General features: G+C 69.8%; 15 protein-coding genes and 1 pseudogene. 9 read left to right on the forward strand and 7 right to left on the reverse strand.

The annotated features are described in order from the left end of the window. The coding region (locus KUTG_RS64490) for a hypothetical protein (RefSeq protein ID WP_043724677.1) at nt 1-198 on the reverse strand (198 nt) is incomplete at its 3' end. A 167-nt stretch (nt 199-365) separates the two neighbouring features. Here KUTG_RS64490 and KUTG_RS54550 point away from each other — a divergent pair. After that, on the forward strand, nt 366-1,607 hold the full coding sequence (locus KUTG_RS54550; protein WP_052395986.1) for a discoidin domain-containing protein: 1,242 nt from the start codon (nt 366-368) through the stop codon (nt 1,605-1,607). 231 nt (nt 1,608-1,838) lie between these two features. Here the strand turns inward: KUTG_RS54550 and KUTG_RS65470 are convergent, their stop codons facing one another. The 4 genes and pseudogenes from KUTG_RS65470 to KUTG_RS40715 form a co-directional block, all read right to left on the reverse strand. After that, a complete protein-coding gene (locus KUTG_RS65470; protein WP_255361051.1) occupies nt 1,839-2,087 on the reverse strand; it encodes an HNH endonuclease signature motif containing protein in 249 nt (82 codons plus the stop codon). Beyond that, nucleotides 2,061-2,360 (reverse strand): annotated as a pseudogene (locus KUTG_RS65475) (DUF222 domain-containing protein); the annotation flags it as partial. The gene KUTG_RS65470 and the pseudogene KUTG_RS65475, both read right to left, overlap by 27 nt. Before the next feature lie 305 nt (nt 2,361-2,665). Continuing rightward, nucleotides 2,666-3,160 (reverse strand): DUF222 domain-containing protein, encoded by a 495-nt coding sequence (locus KUTG_RS40710; protein ID WP_157495135.1) that lies wholly within the window; start codon nt 3,158-3,160, stop codon nt 2,666-2,668. Nucleotides 3,161-3,688: 528 nt separating this feature from the next. Further along, a complete protein-coding gene (locus KUTG_RS40715; protein WP_043724681.1) occupies nt 3,689-6,160 on the reverse strand; it encodes a choice-of-anchor D domain-containing protein in 2,472 nt (823 codons plus the stop codon). A gap of 483 nt (nt 6,161-6,643) precedes the next feature. On the opposite strand from KUTG_RS40715, the gene KUTG_RS40720 reads away from it, so the two are divergent. The 5 genes from KUTG_RS40720 to KUTG_RS64495 all read left to right on the forward strand — a co-directional run bounded on the left by KUTG_RS40720 (nt 6,644) and on the right by KUTG_RS64495 (nt 9,875). After that, nucleotides 6,644-7,591 (forward strand): hypothetical protein, encoded by a 948-nt coding sequence (locus tag KUTG_RS40720; protein WP_052395988.1) that lies wholly within the window; start codon nt 6,644-6,646, stop codon nt 7,589-7,591. A gap of 10 nt (nt 7,592-7,601) precedes the next feature. Further along, a complete protein-coding gene (locus KUTG_RS40725; RefSeq protein WP_052395989.1) occupies nt 7,602-8,072 on the forward strand; it encodes a DnaJ family domain-containing protein in 471 nt (156 codons plus the stop codon). Nucleotides 8,073-8,136: 64 nt separating this feature from the next. Then, entirely contained in the window at nt 8,137-8,766 is a 630-nt protein-coding gene (locus tag KUTG_RS40730; protein ID WP_232241220.1) for an HD domain-containing protein, read from the forward strand. Next, the gene (locus tag KUTG_RS40735) at nt 8,763-9,413 is read left to right on the forward strand and encodes an AraC family transcriptional regulator (protein WP_232241221.1); all 651 of its coding nucleotides are present in this window, start codon (nt 8,763-8,765) and stop codon (nt 9,411-9,413) included. The genes KUTG_RS40730 and KUTG_RS40735 overlap by 4 nt, the downstream gene beginning before the upstream one ends. 63 nt (nt 9,414-9,476) lie before the next feature. Beyond that, nucleotides 9,477-9,875, forward strand: coding sequence for a helix-turn-helix domain-containing protein (locus KUTG_RS64495; RefSeq protein ID WP_232241222.1), 399 nt, complete (start codon nt 9,477-9,479; stop codon nt 9,873-9,875). 32 nt (nt 9,876-9,907) lie between these two features. Here KUTG_RS64495 and KUTG_RS40740 read toward each other — a convergent pair whose 3' ends face one another. Further along, entirely contained in the window at nt 9,908-10,564 is a 657-nt protein-coding gene (locus tag KUTG_RS40740; RefSeq protein ID WP_043724684.1) for a hypothetical protein, read from the reverse strand. A 74-nt stretch (nt 10,565-10,638) separates the two neighbouring features. Here KUTG_RS40740 and KUTG_RS40745 point away from each other — a divergent pair, with 74 nt between their 5' ends. After that, nucleotides 10,639-11,082 (forward strand): NUDIX hydrolase, encoded by a 444-nt coding sequence (locus KUTG_RS40745; protein WP_043724687.1) that lies wholly within the window; start codon nt 10,639-10,641, stop codon nt 11,080-11,082. 89 nt (nt 11,083-11,171) lie between these two features. Next, nucleotides 11,172-11,882 (forward strand): glycoside hydrolase family 75 protein, encoded by a 711-nt coding sequence (locus KUTG_RS40750; RefSeq protein ID WP_043724690.1) that lies wholly within the window; start codon nt 11,172-11,174, stop codon nt 11,880-11,882. Between the two features lie 67 nt (nt 11,883-11,949). On the opposite strand, the gene KUTG_RS54555 is transcribed toward KUTG_RS40750, so the two are convergent. After that, nucleotides 11,950-12,489 (reverse strand): hypothetical protein, encoded by a 540-nt coding sequence (locus KUTG_RS54555; RefSeq protein ID WP_052395990.1) that lies wholly within the window; start codon nt 12,487-12,489, stop codon nt 11,950-11,952. Between the two features lie 135 nt (nt 12,490-12,624). Here KUTG_RS54555 and KUTG_RS40760 point away from each other — a divergent pair. Then, nucleotides 12,625-14,939: ATP-binding protein (locus tag KUTG_RS40760; protein ID WP_084580381.1), on the forward strand; the 2,315-nt coding region annotated here is incomplete at its 3' end.

A 14,939-nucleotide genomic window follows, 5' to 3' on the forward strand; every position in this document is an offset into this window, starting at 1 on the left:
CCGCCGGCACGGTCGGCGCTCCCGCCGGTCCTCCCGGTCCGCCTGCGGGTCCTCCTGGGCCGCCTGCTGGCCCGGCCGGACCGTCTGCTGCCGGCACTGTCGGTCCGCCCGCCGGCGCCGTGGGCCCGCCGCGGCCCGCTGGTCCTCCCGGCCCGCCCGCTGGCGCAGTTGGCGCTGGCACGCCCTTCGGTGCTGCATCCGGCACGGTTGGTCCTGCCGCCTACGCCGGTCCTCCGGCCGGCGCAGTCGGTCCTGCCGCGCATGCTGGTCCTTCGGCTGGGACGGGCGGTCCTGCCGCAGCTACCGGTTCGTTGGCCGGCGCTGCCGCGTTCGCCGGTTCTCCGGCTGGGACGGTTGACCCCGGCATGCCCGCCGGCCCTTCAGCCGGAGCTGTCGGCTCACCCGCTCCCGTCGGCGCGGCCACTGGCACGTTTGCCGGGTCCGCCCCCGTCGGTCCGCCCTCCACCGCCTCGGGCCCACTCACGCTGCCCGAGCCGTCCACCGCGCCCGGCCCGTTCGGCTCGCCCGCTGGCGTTTCCAGTCCCACCGCCAACGGCGGCGGCACCTTCGCTCCGGTCGGCCCTGCGGCCTCCAGCACCTCCGGCGCTTTCCCGCCCGCCGCCGGCTCTTTCGCCGCGCCCGAGCCTTCCCTGGAGCTTCCGACCCCTCAAACGCACACACCGGTCCAGCCCCCGATCGAGTCCGCCCTGGTCGTCCCGCTTCAGTCGACCACCGCCACCCCGCCCAAGCCCGACACGCTGTCCGTTCTCCCCGAGCGTGAGCAGAAGCGGGTCACCGCTGTCGTCAAGAAGCCGCCGACGCGCCGTTTGCAGCCCGGCGACCTCATCTGCGGCGACTGCGGCGAGGGCAATCCCGACACCCGAAAGTTCTGCAGTCGTTGCGGCGCCAGCCTGCTGACCGCCGAGGTCGTCAAGACGCCGTGGTGGCGCAAGATCCTGCCCAGGCGCCGCACCAAGGTCCGCAAGGCCCTGGAGCGCACCGCCAAGGACCGCAAGGCGAAGCGCACCGCGTCCAGCCGGGCCTTCAGCGCTGCCTTCAAGACCATCCGGGCCTTGGTCGCCGTCGTCCTCGTGCTCGGCGGTATCGCCTACGGCTCCCTGCCCGCCGTCCGCACGTGGGTCAACGACCGGGTCGCTTCGTGGCAGCAGGATGCCCAGTCCGCCCTCGACATGACCTACGCCCCTGTGCACCCGACCAAGGTCACCGCCACCTTCGAGGAGCCCACCCACCCCGCCGACCAGGCCGCCGACAGCGTCAGCAACACCTTCTGGGCCGCCCCCACCAACAAGGGCGAGGCCACCCTCGTGTTCACCTTCGACCGTCCCGTGAACATCGACAAGGCCATCATCCAGAACGGCGACAACGACAAGTTCGACCAGACCTTCCGCGTCGAGCGCCTGCACCTGGTCTACTCCACCGGCAAGGCCGAGGACCTCCAGCTCAAGGACCAGCCCGATCCCCAGGAGCTGACCCTCCAGAACGGCCACAACATCACCAGCGTCGAGCTGCACGTGATGGCCACCTACCAGTCCCTGCACGGCACCGACGTAGCCATCAGCGAGATCGAGCTCTTCCAGCGCAGCTGACCGCCCGCTCCACGCCGCCCCGGGCCCACCGGCCCGGGGCGGTTTGCTGCTGACCACCCGACCCGGCTCGGGGCGACGTGCTCCGTCGGCCAATCATCGTCGCGGGCGTGCCTTTCCTGCCGGCCCGGTGCGGGTGCCCCATTCTTCCGAGCCAGGTCGCCCCGAACCCGCTCGTCCCGGGGTGACTTTCTTCCGACCGTGCCCGCCTTGTGTGCCTTGTGCTCCCGCGCTCTAGCCGGCTTCCGCCCATCCACCGTCGAACACCGGCATGCGGTTCTTGATCGCGACCGTCCAATGCCCGTGGTGCATCAGGCGATGGTGCTCCCCACACAACAGCACCAGGTTGTCCAGGCTCGTCCTTCCGCCTTGTGCCCAGTGCTGCACGTGGTGTCCGTGGCATTGCCTCGGTCTCCGACAGCAGCCCGGGAAGGCACACCCTCGGTCTCGAATTATCAGCGCCCGGCGGATCTGTTTGGGGATCGTCCGGGTGAGCCTGCCGATGTCCAGGACTTCGGAGTCGGCTTTCAGCACCGCCCGCATGACCGTGCTGTCGCAGGCGATCCGGAGGGCGGAGGCCGCGTTCATCGGCCCCTTGCCTTCGACCTCGGCCAGGCCCTTCTGCTCCGCGAAGTCCCTGAGGGACATGGTCAGGGCCAGGTGCGGCCGCTCTCCGCCTTCTTCCGGCAGGTCTTCGCTCATGGAGGCCAGTTCGATGAGCTCCGCGAGCGCGTCCCCCTGCCGTTCGGCCGTGGTGCGCGGGTCTTGGCCCGTCGTCGGCTACCATGCCCCTCCTGATTGGGCTAGTCTTTCTCGTCATCTTAGCTGCAAAGCGTTGTCCTCGATCTACAAACATTGCACGGGGTACATAGTCAATAGTAGAAGCCGAGGGAGGAGAACTGCGCACTTAGATGGTAGTCGTATACTAACTCACACACAGATCTGTTGAACGGGTTACATAGAGAGACAAAACGTTGTACCGTGGCTAACGCCCCGCTAATGACTAGCCGCGTCTCACGGTATTTCCCAGTCGTGCGATTGTGGCCGCCCGAACCGCGCGTTTACCGGCTATGATTAAGACAGCAGAGTCGGGCGGTGGCATCCTGGTCGAGGTTCTGCAGGATCCGCAGCGCGAGCACTTCGAACTTCTGCCCGTGGAACGTCGCCGCGTTCTCCACCAGCGTGGCCTCGACCTTGTCCCGTTCCGCCACCGGCGCCTCTTTGAACGTGGCATCGATGACGTTCAGGTGCTCGACACTCAGTACTCCAGAATGCGCCGCTTCGCGAATCACCGCGCTGCGCAACAGCTCCGCATGCCTGAGCATCTCCCGCGCCGGCCCCCGCTTGAGCCTCAGCTGAACCATCAGATCCGCCACCATCGACCGGCGGTCGTCCTTGTCCATCGTCGTCTGGCCCCACAGCTCCGCCAGCGCCTCAAGCTGCTCGACGTACACCGCCCAGCGCCGCTCCGTCCCCTCCGTCAGCACTCCCCACAGCGCCCTCTCACCCCGCTGCCACATCTCAGCGCCGGCCGGTGAATCCGGAGTGCCTGTCATGCCTCCATCCTACTGCCTCCTGGAGATCGACTTCCCTTGCGTGCCAACGCATACGCGATCGTGGAAGCCTGAATTTCCCTTCAGGAAATCGCTTCCCTCACGGCGGCCCGCTCACCTCGACCCGCCCGCAAACCATCGGCCTCTCCGAAGCCGTCTGTAAAACGCAACCGCACAACATGCCGACGCCGCGTCGCCTCACTCGCGCACCGCTCAAATCGCGCCGACGGGCTGTCTACCGCGTGGTGCGGACGCTTGACGCAACGGCGAGCTGGCCTGCGGGTTGGTGCAGGGGCAGGCGGGGACGAGTGCCCCGTGCGTCTGATGACCGCGAGGTCAGGGTATGGGTGGGCGGAGCCACTGACCCCGGGACGGTCACGGGGCGGGCGAACCCGGTAGTGACGCTGGTGACCGGAATGACGTCTACCGGTGAAGGGCGAGCCGCGGGGGAGGTGCCCAATGCTCACCACGCACCACCAAAAGCAAAGGGCCTCCACGGCATCGCCGCGAAGGCCCCTCACCCAAACAACCTCAGTGCCGGGAGTCGTACTCCGGCGCGGTCAAACTCCCAGGACTCACCAGCAGCTCCGCTGTCCCGGCAACGGCGGGCGTGGACCCGTTCACCGAGGCCTGCACGGTCCGAGGCCCGAGCTCACTCAACGGGAACACCAACAACGGGGTGCTGAACCCACCGTTCGCATCCGAATTGACCGTGGCGGACTCGGGAAAGCCGTTCATGTAGTGCACGAGAACGGCGCTCGACGCGGCGAAGCCGGTGCCGGTCACGGTGATCACGGAGCCGGGAGGACCGACGGTGGGGCTGAGCTTGATGGTGGGAATGGTCACGGATCCGCTCAACGCCAACAGGTGCGGCGAGCCGGCGGCGTTGTCCTCGAAGCGGAGGACGGCGGTGCGCTGGTCGGGTGTGGTGGCGAAGGCGGCGCGGCCGGTGGGGCTGTACTTCACGGTGACGGTGCACGTCTGTCCAGCCTGGACGGTGGTGCATCCGTTCGCCGAAACAGTGAAGTCACCGGCCTGCTGACCCGCGGTGATGGAAACCCCACTCACGACAAGAGGTGACTCCCCGTTGTTCACGACCGTGACGAGCTTGATCACGTTCTTGGCCAACGGCAGCTGCTGCCCGAAGTCCAGCGGGTCGGGGCCGGCGGAGAACTGCGGGGGCTTCAAAGCGACCTGGGTGCCGACGCCGCGAAGGTCAACGGTGAAAATCTTGCCGGAGCCCTTGGCCCGCAGGGACAAGACGCCGGTACGGGCGGTGGTGTCGGTGGGGGAGAACTTCACGGTCACCAGGCAGGTGTCGGTGCCGTTCAAGGGCGCGTTGGTGCAGGTCTGGCCGCCGACGGAGAAGCCGGCGCCGGTGGTGGCGACCTGGTCGAAGCCGAGGGGGCCGAAGCCGGTGTGGTGGATGGTGGCCGTTCGCTCGGCGGTCTGGCCGACGGTCACGGAGCCGAAGTCGACGGGGTCGGCGATCACGCCGGCCTGGAAGGTCCGCACGATGGAGTCGGTGGTGCGGTTGGTGTCACCGGCCACCAGGTCGTCGGCGTCGGAGTCGAAGACGACGGAGCCGCCGTCGGCGGGCATGACGGGGAACAGGCTGTCCCGGTCGCCGGGAGCGGACTTCAGGTTGGCCGAGGCGAGCTCGGGGTGCTGGGCGGTCAGCAGGTTGACGACCACGACCTGGCACGCCTGGATGCCGGGCTCGGGGGCGGACGAGGACTGGAGGACGGCGTTCTTGCGCAGGGAGAGGATGTTCGGGTGGAAGCAGTTGAAGTCGACGCTGGGCCCGGTGCTCTCGGTGATCTCGGGGGCGTCGGTGACGAACGCCAGGTAGTGGCCGTCGGCGGACAGCGCGGGGTATTTTCCGTCGTGCTCATTGCCGGCGAAGTCCTTGGACACCACGGAAGTCTTGACGACCGCGCCCGGACCGGCGGCACGGTCGACGAGGTGCACACGGGCGGAGGTGTCGCCGTCGGTGATGCTGGTGAAGGCGACGTGCCGGCCGTCGGCGCTGACCGTGGGCTCGAAGTACTGGGCCCGGGAGTTCAGCGGGTCGCCGGCGGTGGTGACGTCAAGACGCGTGATCTTGTTGGTGCGCAGGTCATTGCTGACGATGGCGTAGAAGTCGCCGTCGGTCTGGGTGGACATGTACTTCACGGACGCCACGAGGTGGTTGCCGTCGGCCGACAGCGCGGGGTCGCAGAAGTCCTCGGTGCGGGAATCGGGCAGGGGCATGTTCTGCGCGATGGAGTCCGTCCGCGCGGGCGCGGACAGCGAGCCGGTGGCGGACTTGTGCAACGTGGTGACGAGAAGGGTTTCCTGCCCGACCGCCTCCGTGTAACAGCCGGAGCCCTCGATCCACGCGAGACGGGAGCCGTCGCCGGACAGTCGCGGGGAGTGGGCGTTCAGGGACTCGCCGTGCGTCCCGGTCTCCGGCGGCAGCACGCTGACGGTGGTGAAGGCGCACGGGCTCTGGAACTTGCCGCTGTTGCCGGGATCCCGGTCGCACACCACGATCGCGTGCCCGCCGCCCTCGGCAGCGCCGCTGATGTTGCTGGCCTGGGTGGTGAAGGCGATGTAGCGGCCGTCGGCGGAGATGGACGGCTCGTAGCTGTCGCCGTTGCTGTCGCTGAGGGCATCGGGCGCCGCGTGGACGATGATGTCCGGGCCGGTGCTGATCAACGTGGTGGTGCCGGCGACCAGATCCCGCACGTACACGTCCAGGTGGCTGCCTTCGGAGTTCGAGGGGACCAGCCCGCGGCTGGCGAAGGCCACGTAGCGGCCGTCGGCCGACACTGTCGACCATGAACCGCCGCTGCTCGCCTGGGATCCGTTGTTCTGCACGGAGGCGCGTACGGTCGTTCCCGGCGACACCGCCGCGACCGCGGCCGGCCCCTGGCCGACCACCAGCAGGACGGTCGTCGCCAGGAGGAGACCGACCGCCGCCAGGAGGGCGAGCAGGGGCCCGCGGACATGCAAGCTCATGGGCCAGAAGCTAGGGCACGGCCGGCCGCGGCCGCTGCCGTTGAACAGGCGACCTTCCGGTCGCCGCTGCTCGCCCTTTGGTGCGACCCGTGTCGCCCCCTGCGGCTCCCGAACGTCGCTGCCTCAGATCGTGCCAGGGCACGACACTTTCCGCCATGGGTGCCATCACGTCGCTCGAACAGCCGAGCCTGGCCGTCGCTCCCGGCGAACAGGCCCACTGTGTCGTGCAGATCCGCAACACCGGCAGCATCGTGGACCAGTTCGCCGTGGACGTCATCGGCGACGCGCAGAAGTGGGCGACCGCCGAGCCTCGCGTCGTGAACCTGATGCCCGGCGACGTGGGCACCGTGGCGCTGACCTTCGCCCCGCCGCGCAGCGCCGACGCGCGCGCCGGGCAGACGCCGTTTCGGCGTCCGCGTCAAGTCCCGGGAGGACCCGGAGGGCTCGGTCGTCGACGAGGGTGTCATCACCGTCGCGGCGTTCATGGAGCTGCGGGCCGAGGTCACGCCGCGCACCTCGCACGGCCGCATGAACGGCCGGCACGAGCTGGTCATCGACAACCTGGGCAACGCCCCGGCCGAGGTGGAGCTCATCGCCACCGACACCGAGGAGCGGCTGTCCTTCCGCTTCCGCCAGCCGACGTTGACCGTCGACCCGGGCACGGCCGCGTTCGTCCCGTTCACGGCCAGGCCGCACAAGCGCTACCTGCGCGGGGTCGAGCACAAGCACCAGTTCCAGACCACGGTGCTGACCACGGGCGGCGACCCGGTCTCAGCCGACGGCACGTTCATCCAGAACCAGCTGCTGCCCAAGTGGCTGCTGCCGGCGCTGGCGGCGCTGATCGCGCTGCTGATCCTGGCCGTTGTGCTGTGGTTCACGATCGTCAAGCCGGAGGTGCAGTCGACGGCCAAGCAGGCGGCGCAGGAGCAGGTGACCCCGGTCATCTCCATCGCCGACCGCGCGCAGCAGCAGGCCGAGTCCGCGCAGCAGCAGGCCGCGCAGGCGCAGCAGGCGGCCGGCGGCGGCAACGCCCCGAAGCCGGGCGCCGGCACCGGTGCGGGCGGCACGGGCGCCACCGACGTCCCCGGCACGGCGACGGACTTCCGCATCGTCGCCAACGCCGCGGTGACCGCGGATGCCAACAACTTCAAGAAGTTCGGCATGGAGGTGCCGCCGCCGGCCGACAAGGTCCTTGTGGTGACCGACTTCCTGCTGCAGAACCCGTACGGCGACAACGGCATCATCCGCATCCAGCGGGACAACCAGGTGCTGGCCGAGTTCGGCCTGGGCAACTTCCGCGCCTTCGACTACCACGTCGGCCAGACCTGGCGCATCCTGCCGGGACAGCACCTGGTGATCACCGTGAACTGCCAGTCCGCGACCTCCGGCACCTGCCGCAGCTCCGCCTCGTTCTCGGGCAAAATCCAGTAGAATCGGCCTTGTGACGGAACGCAAGCCGGCCGGCATGAGCTTCGAGACGTGGCTGGACAAGCAGATCCGTGAGGGGGAGCAGCGGGGGGAGTTCGACGACCTGCCGGGCAGGGGGAAACCCTTGCCCGACCGCGGCGAGCTGCGCGACCCGGACTGGTGGGCGCGCAGCTATGTCGCACGGGAGGGCGGCGTCGGGGGCGCGTTGCTGCCGGAGTCGCTCCAGCTGCGCAAGGAGATCGAGCGCCTGCCGGGCGTGATCGAGGACCTGACGTCCGAGCGGCAGGTACGCGAGCATGTGTCGGAGTTGAACAAGCGGATCGTGGCCTGGCTGCGTTCGCCGTCCGGCCCGCACGTGAAGGTCGGCCCGGTCGACGCCGACGAGGCCGTCGAGCAATGGCGGGCAGCCCACGCGAAACCGATACAGCCGCCCGTCGTCACCGAGGACAGGAAGCGCCGCTGGTGGCAGCGGCGCCTGTCCTGATACGTGGGTATGGTGGCCTGATGGACGTGGGCCGAAGCGATGTCCGGATACGAGGATCGTAGTCATGACCACGATCCAGATCCCCGACACGAAAATCGCCCGCGAGGCCACGGAACTCGTCCGCGACCAGACCACCGATCTCGTGTACGACCACTCCCGCCGGGTCTACCACTGGGCGAGCCTGCAGGGCCGCAACCGGGACCTGAGCTGGGACCCCGAGCTGCTGTACGTCGCGGCCATGTTCCACGACATCGGCCTCGGCGAGGCGCATCACGCCAGCGGCCGCCGGTTCGAGGTGGACGGCGCGGTGGCGGCGAGGGACTTCCTGCGTGGCCACGACGTCGCCGAGGACAGCGTCCGTCGCGTGTGGACGGCCATCGCCCTGCACACCACCCCGGGCATCCCGGAGTTCATGGAGCCCGAGATCGCGCTGCTGACGGCGGGCGTCGAGTACGACTGCTCCCTCCATCGGCTACCACGACATCAGCCCCGAGCAGCGGGCCGAGGTCGTGGCCCTGCACCCCCGCCCCGACTTTTCAAGCGGCGCATCCTCCAGTCCTTCACCGACGGCATCGCGCCCAAGCCGGACACCACCTTCGGCAACGTCAAGGCGGACGTCCTGGCCCACTACGTGCCGGGCTTCCGGCGCGGCGACTTCGTCGAGACGATCCTGAACTCGGACTGGCCGGAATGAGCCGCCACCTGGTGGTCGTGCTGGCCTTCGACGGCGTGCAACTGCTGGACGTCGCCGGCCCCGTCGACGCGCTGACCAGCGCGAACGAGCAGGGCGCCGACTATCAGGTGGTCATCGCCTCGGCCGATGGCAAGCCGGTCACGACCTCGGCCGGGGTGCGGATCGCCGCCGACACCACCTTCGACGAGGTGCCCGCGCACATCGGCACGATGATCGTGCCGGGGCGGCCGGACTGGCAGCGGGCGGTCTCCGACCGAGCCCTGGTCGACGCCGTGCGAACGCTGGCCCAACGATCGAAACGAGTGGCCGGCGTGTGCGCGGGGGCCTTCCCGCTGGCCGAGTCGGGCCTGCTCGACGGGCGGCGGGCGGCCACGCACTGGCAGCTGGCCGAGGACCTGGAACGCCGCTATCCGAAGATCATCGTGGAGCCGGATCCGCTGTTCGTCCGCGACGGCAACATCGTCACCTCCGCGGGCATCACCGCCGGCATCGACCTGACGGTGGCGCTGATCGAGGACGACCACGGCGCCGACCTGGCCCGAGCCGTCGCCCGCCGCTGGTGGTGTTCATGGCCCGGCCGGGCGGCCAGTCCCAGTTCAGCGCTCGCCTCGGCCCCGCAACCCGCGCAGCCGTCGTCCGGCAGGTGATGGACGCGATCTTCCGACCCCTCGGCCTCGCACCGGCTCCCGGAGCTCGCGGCCGGCGTCAACATGAGCGGCCGGCACCTGGCCCGCCTGTTCACGGCGGAGATCGGCCGCACGCCGGCCGAATACGTCGACACCGTCCGGGTGGAGGCGGCCCGCGCGCTGCTGGAGAGCGGCACCGACCCCGTGGATCTCATCGCCCGGCGGGTCGGGCTGGGCTCGGCGGAGACGCTGCGGCGGCTGTTCCTGCGCACGCTGTCGGTCCGCCGACCGCCTACCGGGCGCGTTTCCGCACGTCACAGCGTTGACATTGTTAGGACTCCGATTGTTCGACAGCGATCGGCGACACCGAACATCGCATCGGGTCTACACCTGGTGGCGGCGGCGCCGGTAGGTCCTTCGGGGGGACCGCCGGCGCCGCGCCAGGGGGTGGTGCGGTGGAGCTCATGGCAGCGGTGCTGGTGATCGCGCTGCTCGGTTACGGCATCGTGCGGCTGTCAGTCCGCGACGAACTCCAGGTGCCCGTACGCGACCGTGGCCTTCGACCAGTTCGCGCCCAGCACGCCCACGAACTTGCGGATCGAGGCCAGCTCCGACTTGTCGGCGATCAGGGCCAGCCGCCCGCCGTCGGCCGTCACGGACCCACCGCCGAGCTCGTCGCGCAGCACCGGGTCTGCGGCCAGGCCGTTGAACAGCTGCTGCACGGTGACGCCGGGCACCTCGACCTCGACCGAGTCGGCGCCGGGCTGCGGGAGGTACTGGAACGTGAGCACCGACTCCTGCTGGTACTGCTTGCGGATCACGGACGCGATGTGGTGCAGGCCGCCGGCGCTGACGTGGTCCACATCGAACTCGCGGGACCGCTCGTAGGTGGCGGTCTTCAGGTCGTCGGACCAGAAGACGCCGTCGAGCAGGGTGCTGCAACCGGGCCATGAGCCGTTGGTCGCGATGATGCCCCGCACCTGAGCGCCGAAGGCGGCCAGACGGTCCTTCAACCGAGGGTCGTTCGGATCCGTGATGGTGGCGGTGTTGTTGGTCGCGAAGATCTCCGCGGTCGGCTGGTGGTGGCCGATCGGCGATGCGGCGGCTTCCGGCGCGAGGCCGACGGTCACAGCGACAACCGCCAGCGCGACGAGGACGGGCCGTCGAGACATGGTGCTCCCCTCCGGGTTGGTGACCCGGAGGGTATCGGCGGGCCGTCACTTCGTCGTCACGAGATACTGGCCGCATGCGCAGCGCTGGGATCCTGGTGTTCCGAAAGGTCGACGGCCGGACGGAGGTGCTGATCGGCCACATGGGCGGCCCGTTCTGGGCCCGCAAGGACGACGGCGCCTGGTCCGTGCCCAAGGGCCTGATCGAGGACGGCGAGGACCCGCTGGCCGCCGCCCGCCGCGAGTTCCGGGAGGAGCTGGGGCTGCCGGCGCCGGACGGGGAGCTGCTGCCGCTGGGCGACGTCAAGCAGTCCGGCAAGACCGTGACCTTGTGGGCGGTCGAAGGCGATCTTGACCCGGACGCGGTCGTGCCCGGCACCTTCGACCTGGAATGGCCGCCCAGGTCCGGCAAGACCAGGCAGTTTCCGGAAGTGGACCGCGTCGCCTGGTTCACCGTCGACGACGCCCGCGTCAAGTTGGTCAAGGGACAGCGGGCCTTCCTGGACCGGCTGCCCGCCTGACACACGTTGACGGCTCAGCTTTGAATGCCGTACAACGTTGACCATCCGCCGCCGCAAAGTGGTCTAGAGCCATATTGCGGAGGAATCGCATGGCGAAGTTGAAGTACGCGCTGGCAGCCCTGATCGCTGCCGCCGTGGTGCTCGTCCCTGCTCAGCTGACCGCTCAGGCCGCGACCCAGGCCCCGGCCGCCACCCAGGCGGCGCCGAAGGCCGACGGCGGCAGCCCGACGGCGGCCGAGCTGTTGGCGAAGACCGCCAACTGCAAGGTCGTCAGCAAGGGCACGTACACGAACACCCAGGCCAACAAGAAGGTCAACATCTGCGGCGCCACCGGCGCCTTCTTCTGGACGTCCGGCATGAACATCGACTGCGACGGCCAGCGCACCACCCAGTGCAACGAGAACACCGACTGCTGCTACCAGAACGACACCTCGTTCCACCAGTCCGACGGCAAGCCGATGAACGCCGCCAAGACGCCGTACGTGGTGATCCCGCTGCCCAGCAGCCGGTTCAAGTACGCCAGCAACGGCATCAAGGGCGGCGACATCCTGGCCGTGGTCTACAAGGGACAGGTGGAGTACGCGGTCTTCGGCGACGAGGGCCCGAACAACATCATCGGCGAGGCGTCCTACGCGACGGCGCAGGCGCTGGGCATCAACCCCGATCCCAGCAACGGCGGCACCGCCGACCCGGTGACGTACATCGTGTTCCCGGGCTCGAAGTCCGGCAAGATCGAGGACCACAACGCGACCGTCACCGCCGGCCGCAAGGCCGCGGCGACGTTCGTCAGCAAGAACTGAGCACGCGTTGAGGCGGGGCCGCGGACGTCGGCCCCGCTTCACCCGCGGGCTCAGCGTCCCCCCGCCTTCAGGCGTGGGGGAGCCTTGCCGCGGCTTTGGCATACCGGCCGTTGGCCGGCAGCCACCACAGCACGATCGCGACCACCGTGCTGGCAACCACCAGCAGCCCGAACAGCTTCATCGAGCTGGTTGCCACGTCGGTGACCACCAGCAGTTGCAGGCTGACGGCGACCAGGCCGACCACCGTGATCAGGATGCGGGCCCACAGCGCCGCGCCGAGCGCGAGCACCGCGAACACCAGCAGCAGCACGGCCAGCACGGCGCCGAAGACCGCCCGCGCCGACAGCGTGGCGTAGGCCTGGTCGAGCACCTGCTGGTACAGGTCCCCGCCGAGGTCCTGCGCCGTCTTCAACAGGTCGTCGGACAGGCCGAGCCGGGCCTGCACCGCCGGGTCCTCCAGCAGCGACTTCACCATGTTCGTGCCGCCGGCGAACACCGTGATCGCGGCGGCGACGCCGGCTGCTGCCGAGACGAGGGTGGCGATCAGCGCGGCCATGATCGTGCCGGGGCGCCGAACTGCCGGCAGCATGGCCTGGGGCGTGCTCACGAGTCCATTTCTCCTTGTTGCTTGATCTTTGTCCGAGACATTTCCGTGACGCGATCAGCGGGCGTGTTCGGCCGCGACAGCGACACGACAACCATGTCGATCCCCCGTTTCCGCTAACATCCGGCATTTCCCTACATGTGTCGCGATGGGGTGCGGACGGTGGCATTCGGTGTAGTGGGTCGACAAGCGCAGCTCGGGGAGCTGGCGCGCGCTCTTGACGCCGACAATTTCCGGGTCGTGGAACTGGTGGGCGAGCCCGGAATGGGCAAGACGGCCCTGCTGGCCGAGCTGCGCGCGGCCGCCTCGACGCGCCGCCGTCCGGTCGCCGCCGGCAAGGCGACCGAGTTCGAGCGGCTGCCGTTCGCGATGTTCTCCGACGCCTTCGGCGACGCCTGGACGGACCTGCTGACCAGCGTGGACACCCCGGACGGCCGTGCCGCGCTGTACCGCTCGGCGCGGTCGCTGCTGCCGGGCACGGTGCTCGTGCTGGACGACGTGCACTGGGCCGACGAGGCCAGCGTGGAGCTGATCGAGCACGTCCTGCGGCACCCGCCCGAGGGCCCCGCGGTGCTCGCGATGGCCTATCGGCCCCGGCAATTGCCGGACCGCCTGGCCACGGCGTTCTCCGCGCTGGGCCGGGAGGACTGGTGGCGGCGTATCGACGTCGGCCCGTTGACGCCCGCAGATGCGGCCGCGATGTGCGGAGAATCCGTGTCGGAGGCCCGCCGGGCCGAGCTGTTCCTGGCCAGCGGCGGCAACCCGTTCTACCTCGATGCCCTGCTGCGGCTGGATCCCGGGGCCAGTGAGGAGCTGCCGGACACGGTCCGTGCCGTTCTCATCGGTGAACTCGCCTATCTCGCGGCCCCGGTCCGGCTGGTCGCCCAGGCCGCCGCGGTGCTGGGGGAGGAGTTCGAGGCCGGGCTGATCGCGGCCGTCGCGCAGACCGGCGAGATCGCCACGCTGGACGCCCTGGACGAGCTGATCGCCCGTGACCTGATCCGGCAGTCCTTTGCCGGGCAGCGATTCCAGTTCCGGCACCCGCTGCTGCGCTCCGTCGTGTACGGCAGCGCCGGCGCCGGCTGGCGCATCGGCGCGCACGGACGGGCCGCCGGCCTGCTCGCCGAACGCGGCGCTTCCCTTGCCGTGCAGGCGATCCACCTCGAACGTTCGGCGACGATCGGGGACACGCGGGCGGTGGAGGTGCTGGTCAAGGCGGCGGATCAGGCCACCTCGCTGGCCCCGGCCCGTGCCGCGCACTGGTTACGGGAAGCGTTGCGGCTGCTGGGAGATCGGGCCGTCGACCAGCCGGAGCTGTCCATGCGGCTGGCCCACACGCTCGCCGTCGCCGGCCAGCTCAACGAGAGTCGCGAGATCCTGCACGAGGTGCTGGGACGACTACCCGCCGGCCCGAGCGAACAGCGGTTGGAAGCCGTCACCACGTTGGCCATGGTCGAGCGCCTACTGGGCAGCCCGACCGGCGTGAAACGGTTGCTGCTCAGCGAATTGGGCACCGGCAAGGGCAAGGCGGCGCTGGAGCTGGAGGTCGCCGCCGGCGCCATGCGGGGCAGCCACTTCGCCACGGCCGTGAGCTGGGGCGAGCGGGCCCTGGAGTCGGCGACGGCCGAGAACGAGCACGAGCTGCTGTCCACCATCACCGCGCTTTTGGCCCTGGCCCACACCTTCTACGGCTCCACCGCCGAGGCCGCCGCCCATCTCGACACCGCCGTGCGCATGATCGACCGGGCCCAGGACAAGATGCTGATGGGCCAGCTGGAATCCATCCTGCGGGCCGGCTGGACCGAGGTTTTCCTGGAACGGTACGACGATGCCGTCCGGCACCTCGGTCGCGGCCTTGAGCTGGCCCGGGTCAGCGGACGCAGCTATCTGCTGGCCGACATCCTCGTGGGGCTGGCCTACGCCTGCCTGTGGACCGGGCGACTGGACGAGGCCGCCCGGCACGCCGACGAGGCGTTCGAGGCGGCGGTGCTGGTCGGCAGCGACGAGCTCCGCACGATGGCCGCCGGTGTGGTCGTCGCCGTGCAGCTGTGGACGGGCGAGCCGGCGATTGCCTTGCGGGAAGCGGAAAAGACAGTGTCCGAAATGGGCAGTGCCGCCGGGCGTGGCCCGACGATCGCCGCCGGCATGCTGGCCCAGGCCAAGCTGCTCACCGGCGACGCGCCGGGTGCCCGCAGCACGTTGCTGGAGATAGGCGGCGGCGAAACGTTGCCACAGCTGGAGTTTCCCACCCGCGCGGCGTGGCTGCGCACGCTCGTGCACGCGGAGCTGGCGCTCGGCGATCTCGCGGCGGCCGAGCTTTCCACACAGCGGGCGGAAATGACCGCCGCGGTCAGCGGCCTCAACGGCCATCGCGGCCACGCCGCCCTGGCCCGCGCCACAATCCTTCTGGCCAACGGGGATTCCGCCGGCGCCGCTGAGGCCGCCGCCGCCTC

It is taken from the genome of Kutzneria sp. 744, from assembly GCF_000568255.1.
Taxonomy (GTDB): domain Bacteria; phylum Actinomycetota; class Actinomycetes; order Mycobacteriales; family Pseudonocardiaceae; genus Kutzneria.

What these genes read in the sequence shown, in the direction of transcription:
- KUTG_RS40745 (WP_043724687.1), top strand. Translation starts at nt 10,639, where the DNA reads ATGCGCAGCGCTGGGATCCTGGTGTTCCGAAAGGTCGACGGCCGGACG.
- KUTG_RS40730 (WP_232241220.1), top strand. Translation starts at nt 8,137, where the DNA reads ATGACCACGATCCAGATCCCCGACACGAAAATCGCCCGCGAGGCCACG.
- KUTG_RS54550 (WP_052395986.1), top strand. Translation starts at nt 366, where the DNA reads ATGCCCGCCGGCCCTTCAGCCGGAGCTGTCGGCTCACCCGCTCCCGTC.
- KUTG_RS40720 (WP_052395988.1), top strand. Translation starts at nt 6,644, where the DNA reads ATGGAGCTGCGGGCCGAGGTCACGCCGCGCACCTCGCACGGCCGCATG.
- KUTG_RS64495 (WP_232241222.1), top strand. Translation starts at nt 9,477, where the DNA reads ATGAGCGGCCGGCACCTGGCCCGCCTGTTCACGGCGGAGATCGGCCGC.
- KUTG_RS40740 (WP_043724684.1), bottom strand. Translation starts at nt 10,564, where the DNA reads ATGTCTCGACGGCCCGTCCTCGTCGCGCTGGCGGTTGTCGCTGTGACC.
- KUTG_RS40750 (WP_043724690.1), top strand. Translation starts at nt 11,172, where the DNA reads ATGGCGAAGTTGAAGTACGCGCTGGCAGCCCTGATCGCTGCCGCCGTG.
- KUTG_RS40715 (WP_043724681.1), bottom strand. Translation starts at nt 6,160, where the DNA reads ATGAGCTTGCATGTCCGCGGGCCCCTGCTCGCCCTCCTGGCGGCGGTC.
- KUTG_RS40710 (WP_157495135.1), bottom strand. Translation starts at nt 3,160, where the DNA reads ATGACAGGCACTCCGGATTCACCGGCCGGCGCTGAGATGTGGCAGCGG.
- KUTG_RS40735 (WP_232241221.1), top strand. Translation starts at nt 8,763, where the DNA reads ATGAGCCGCCACCTGGTGGTCGTGCTGGCCTTCGACGGCGTGCAACTG.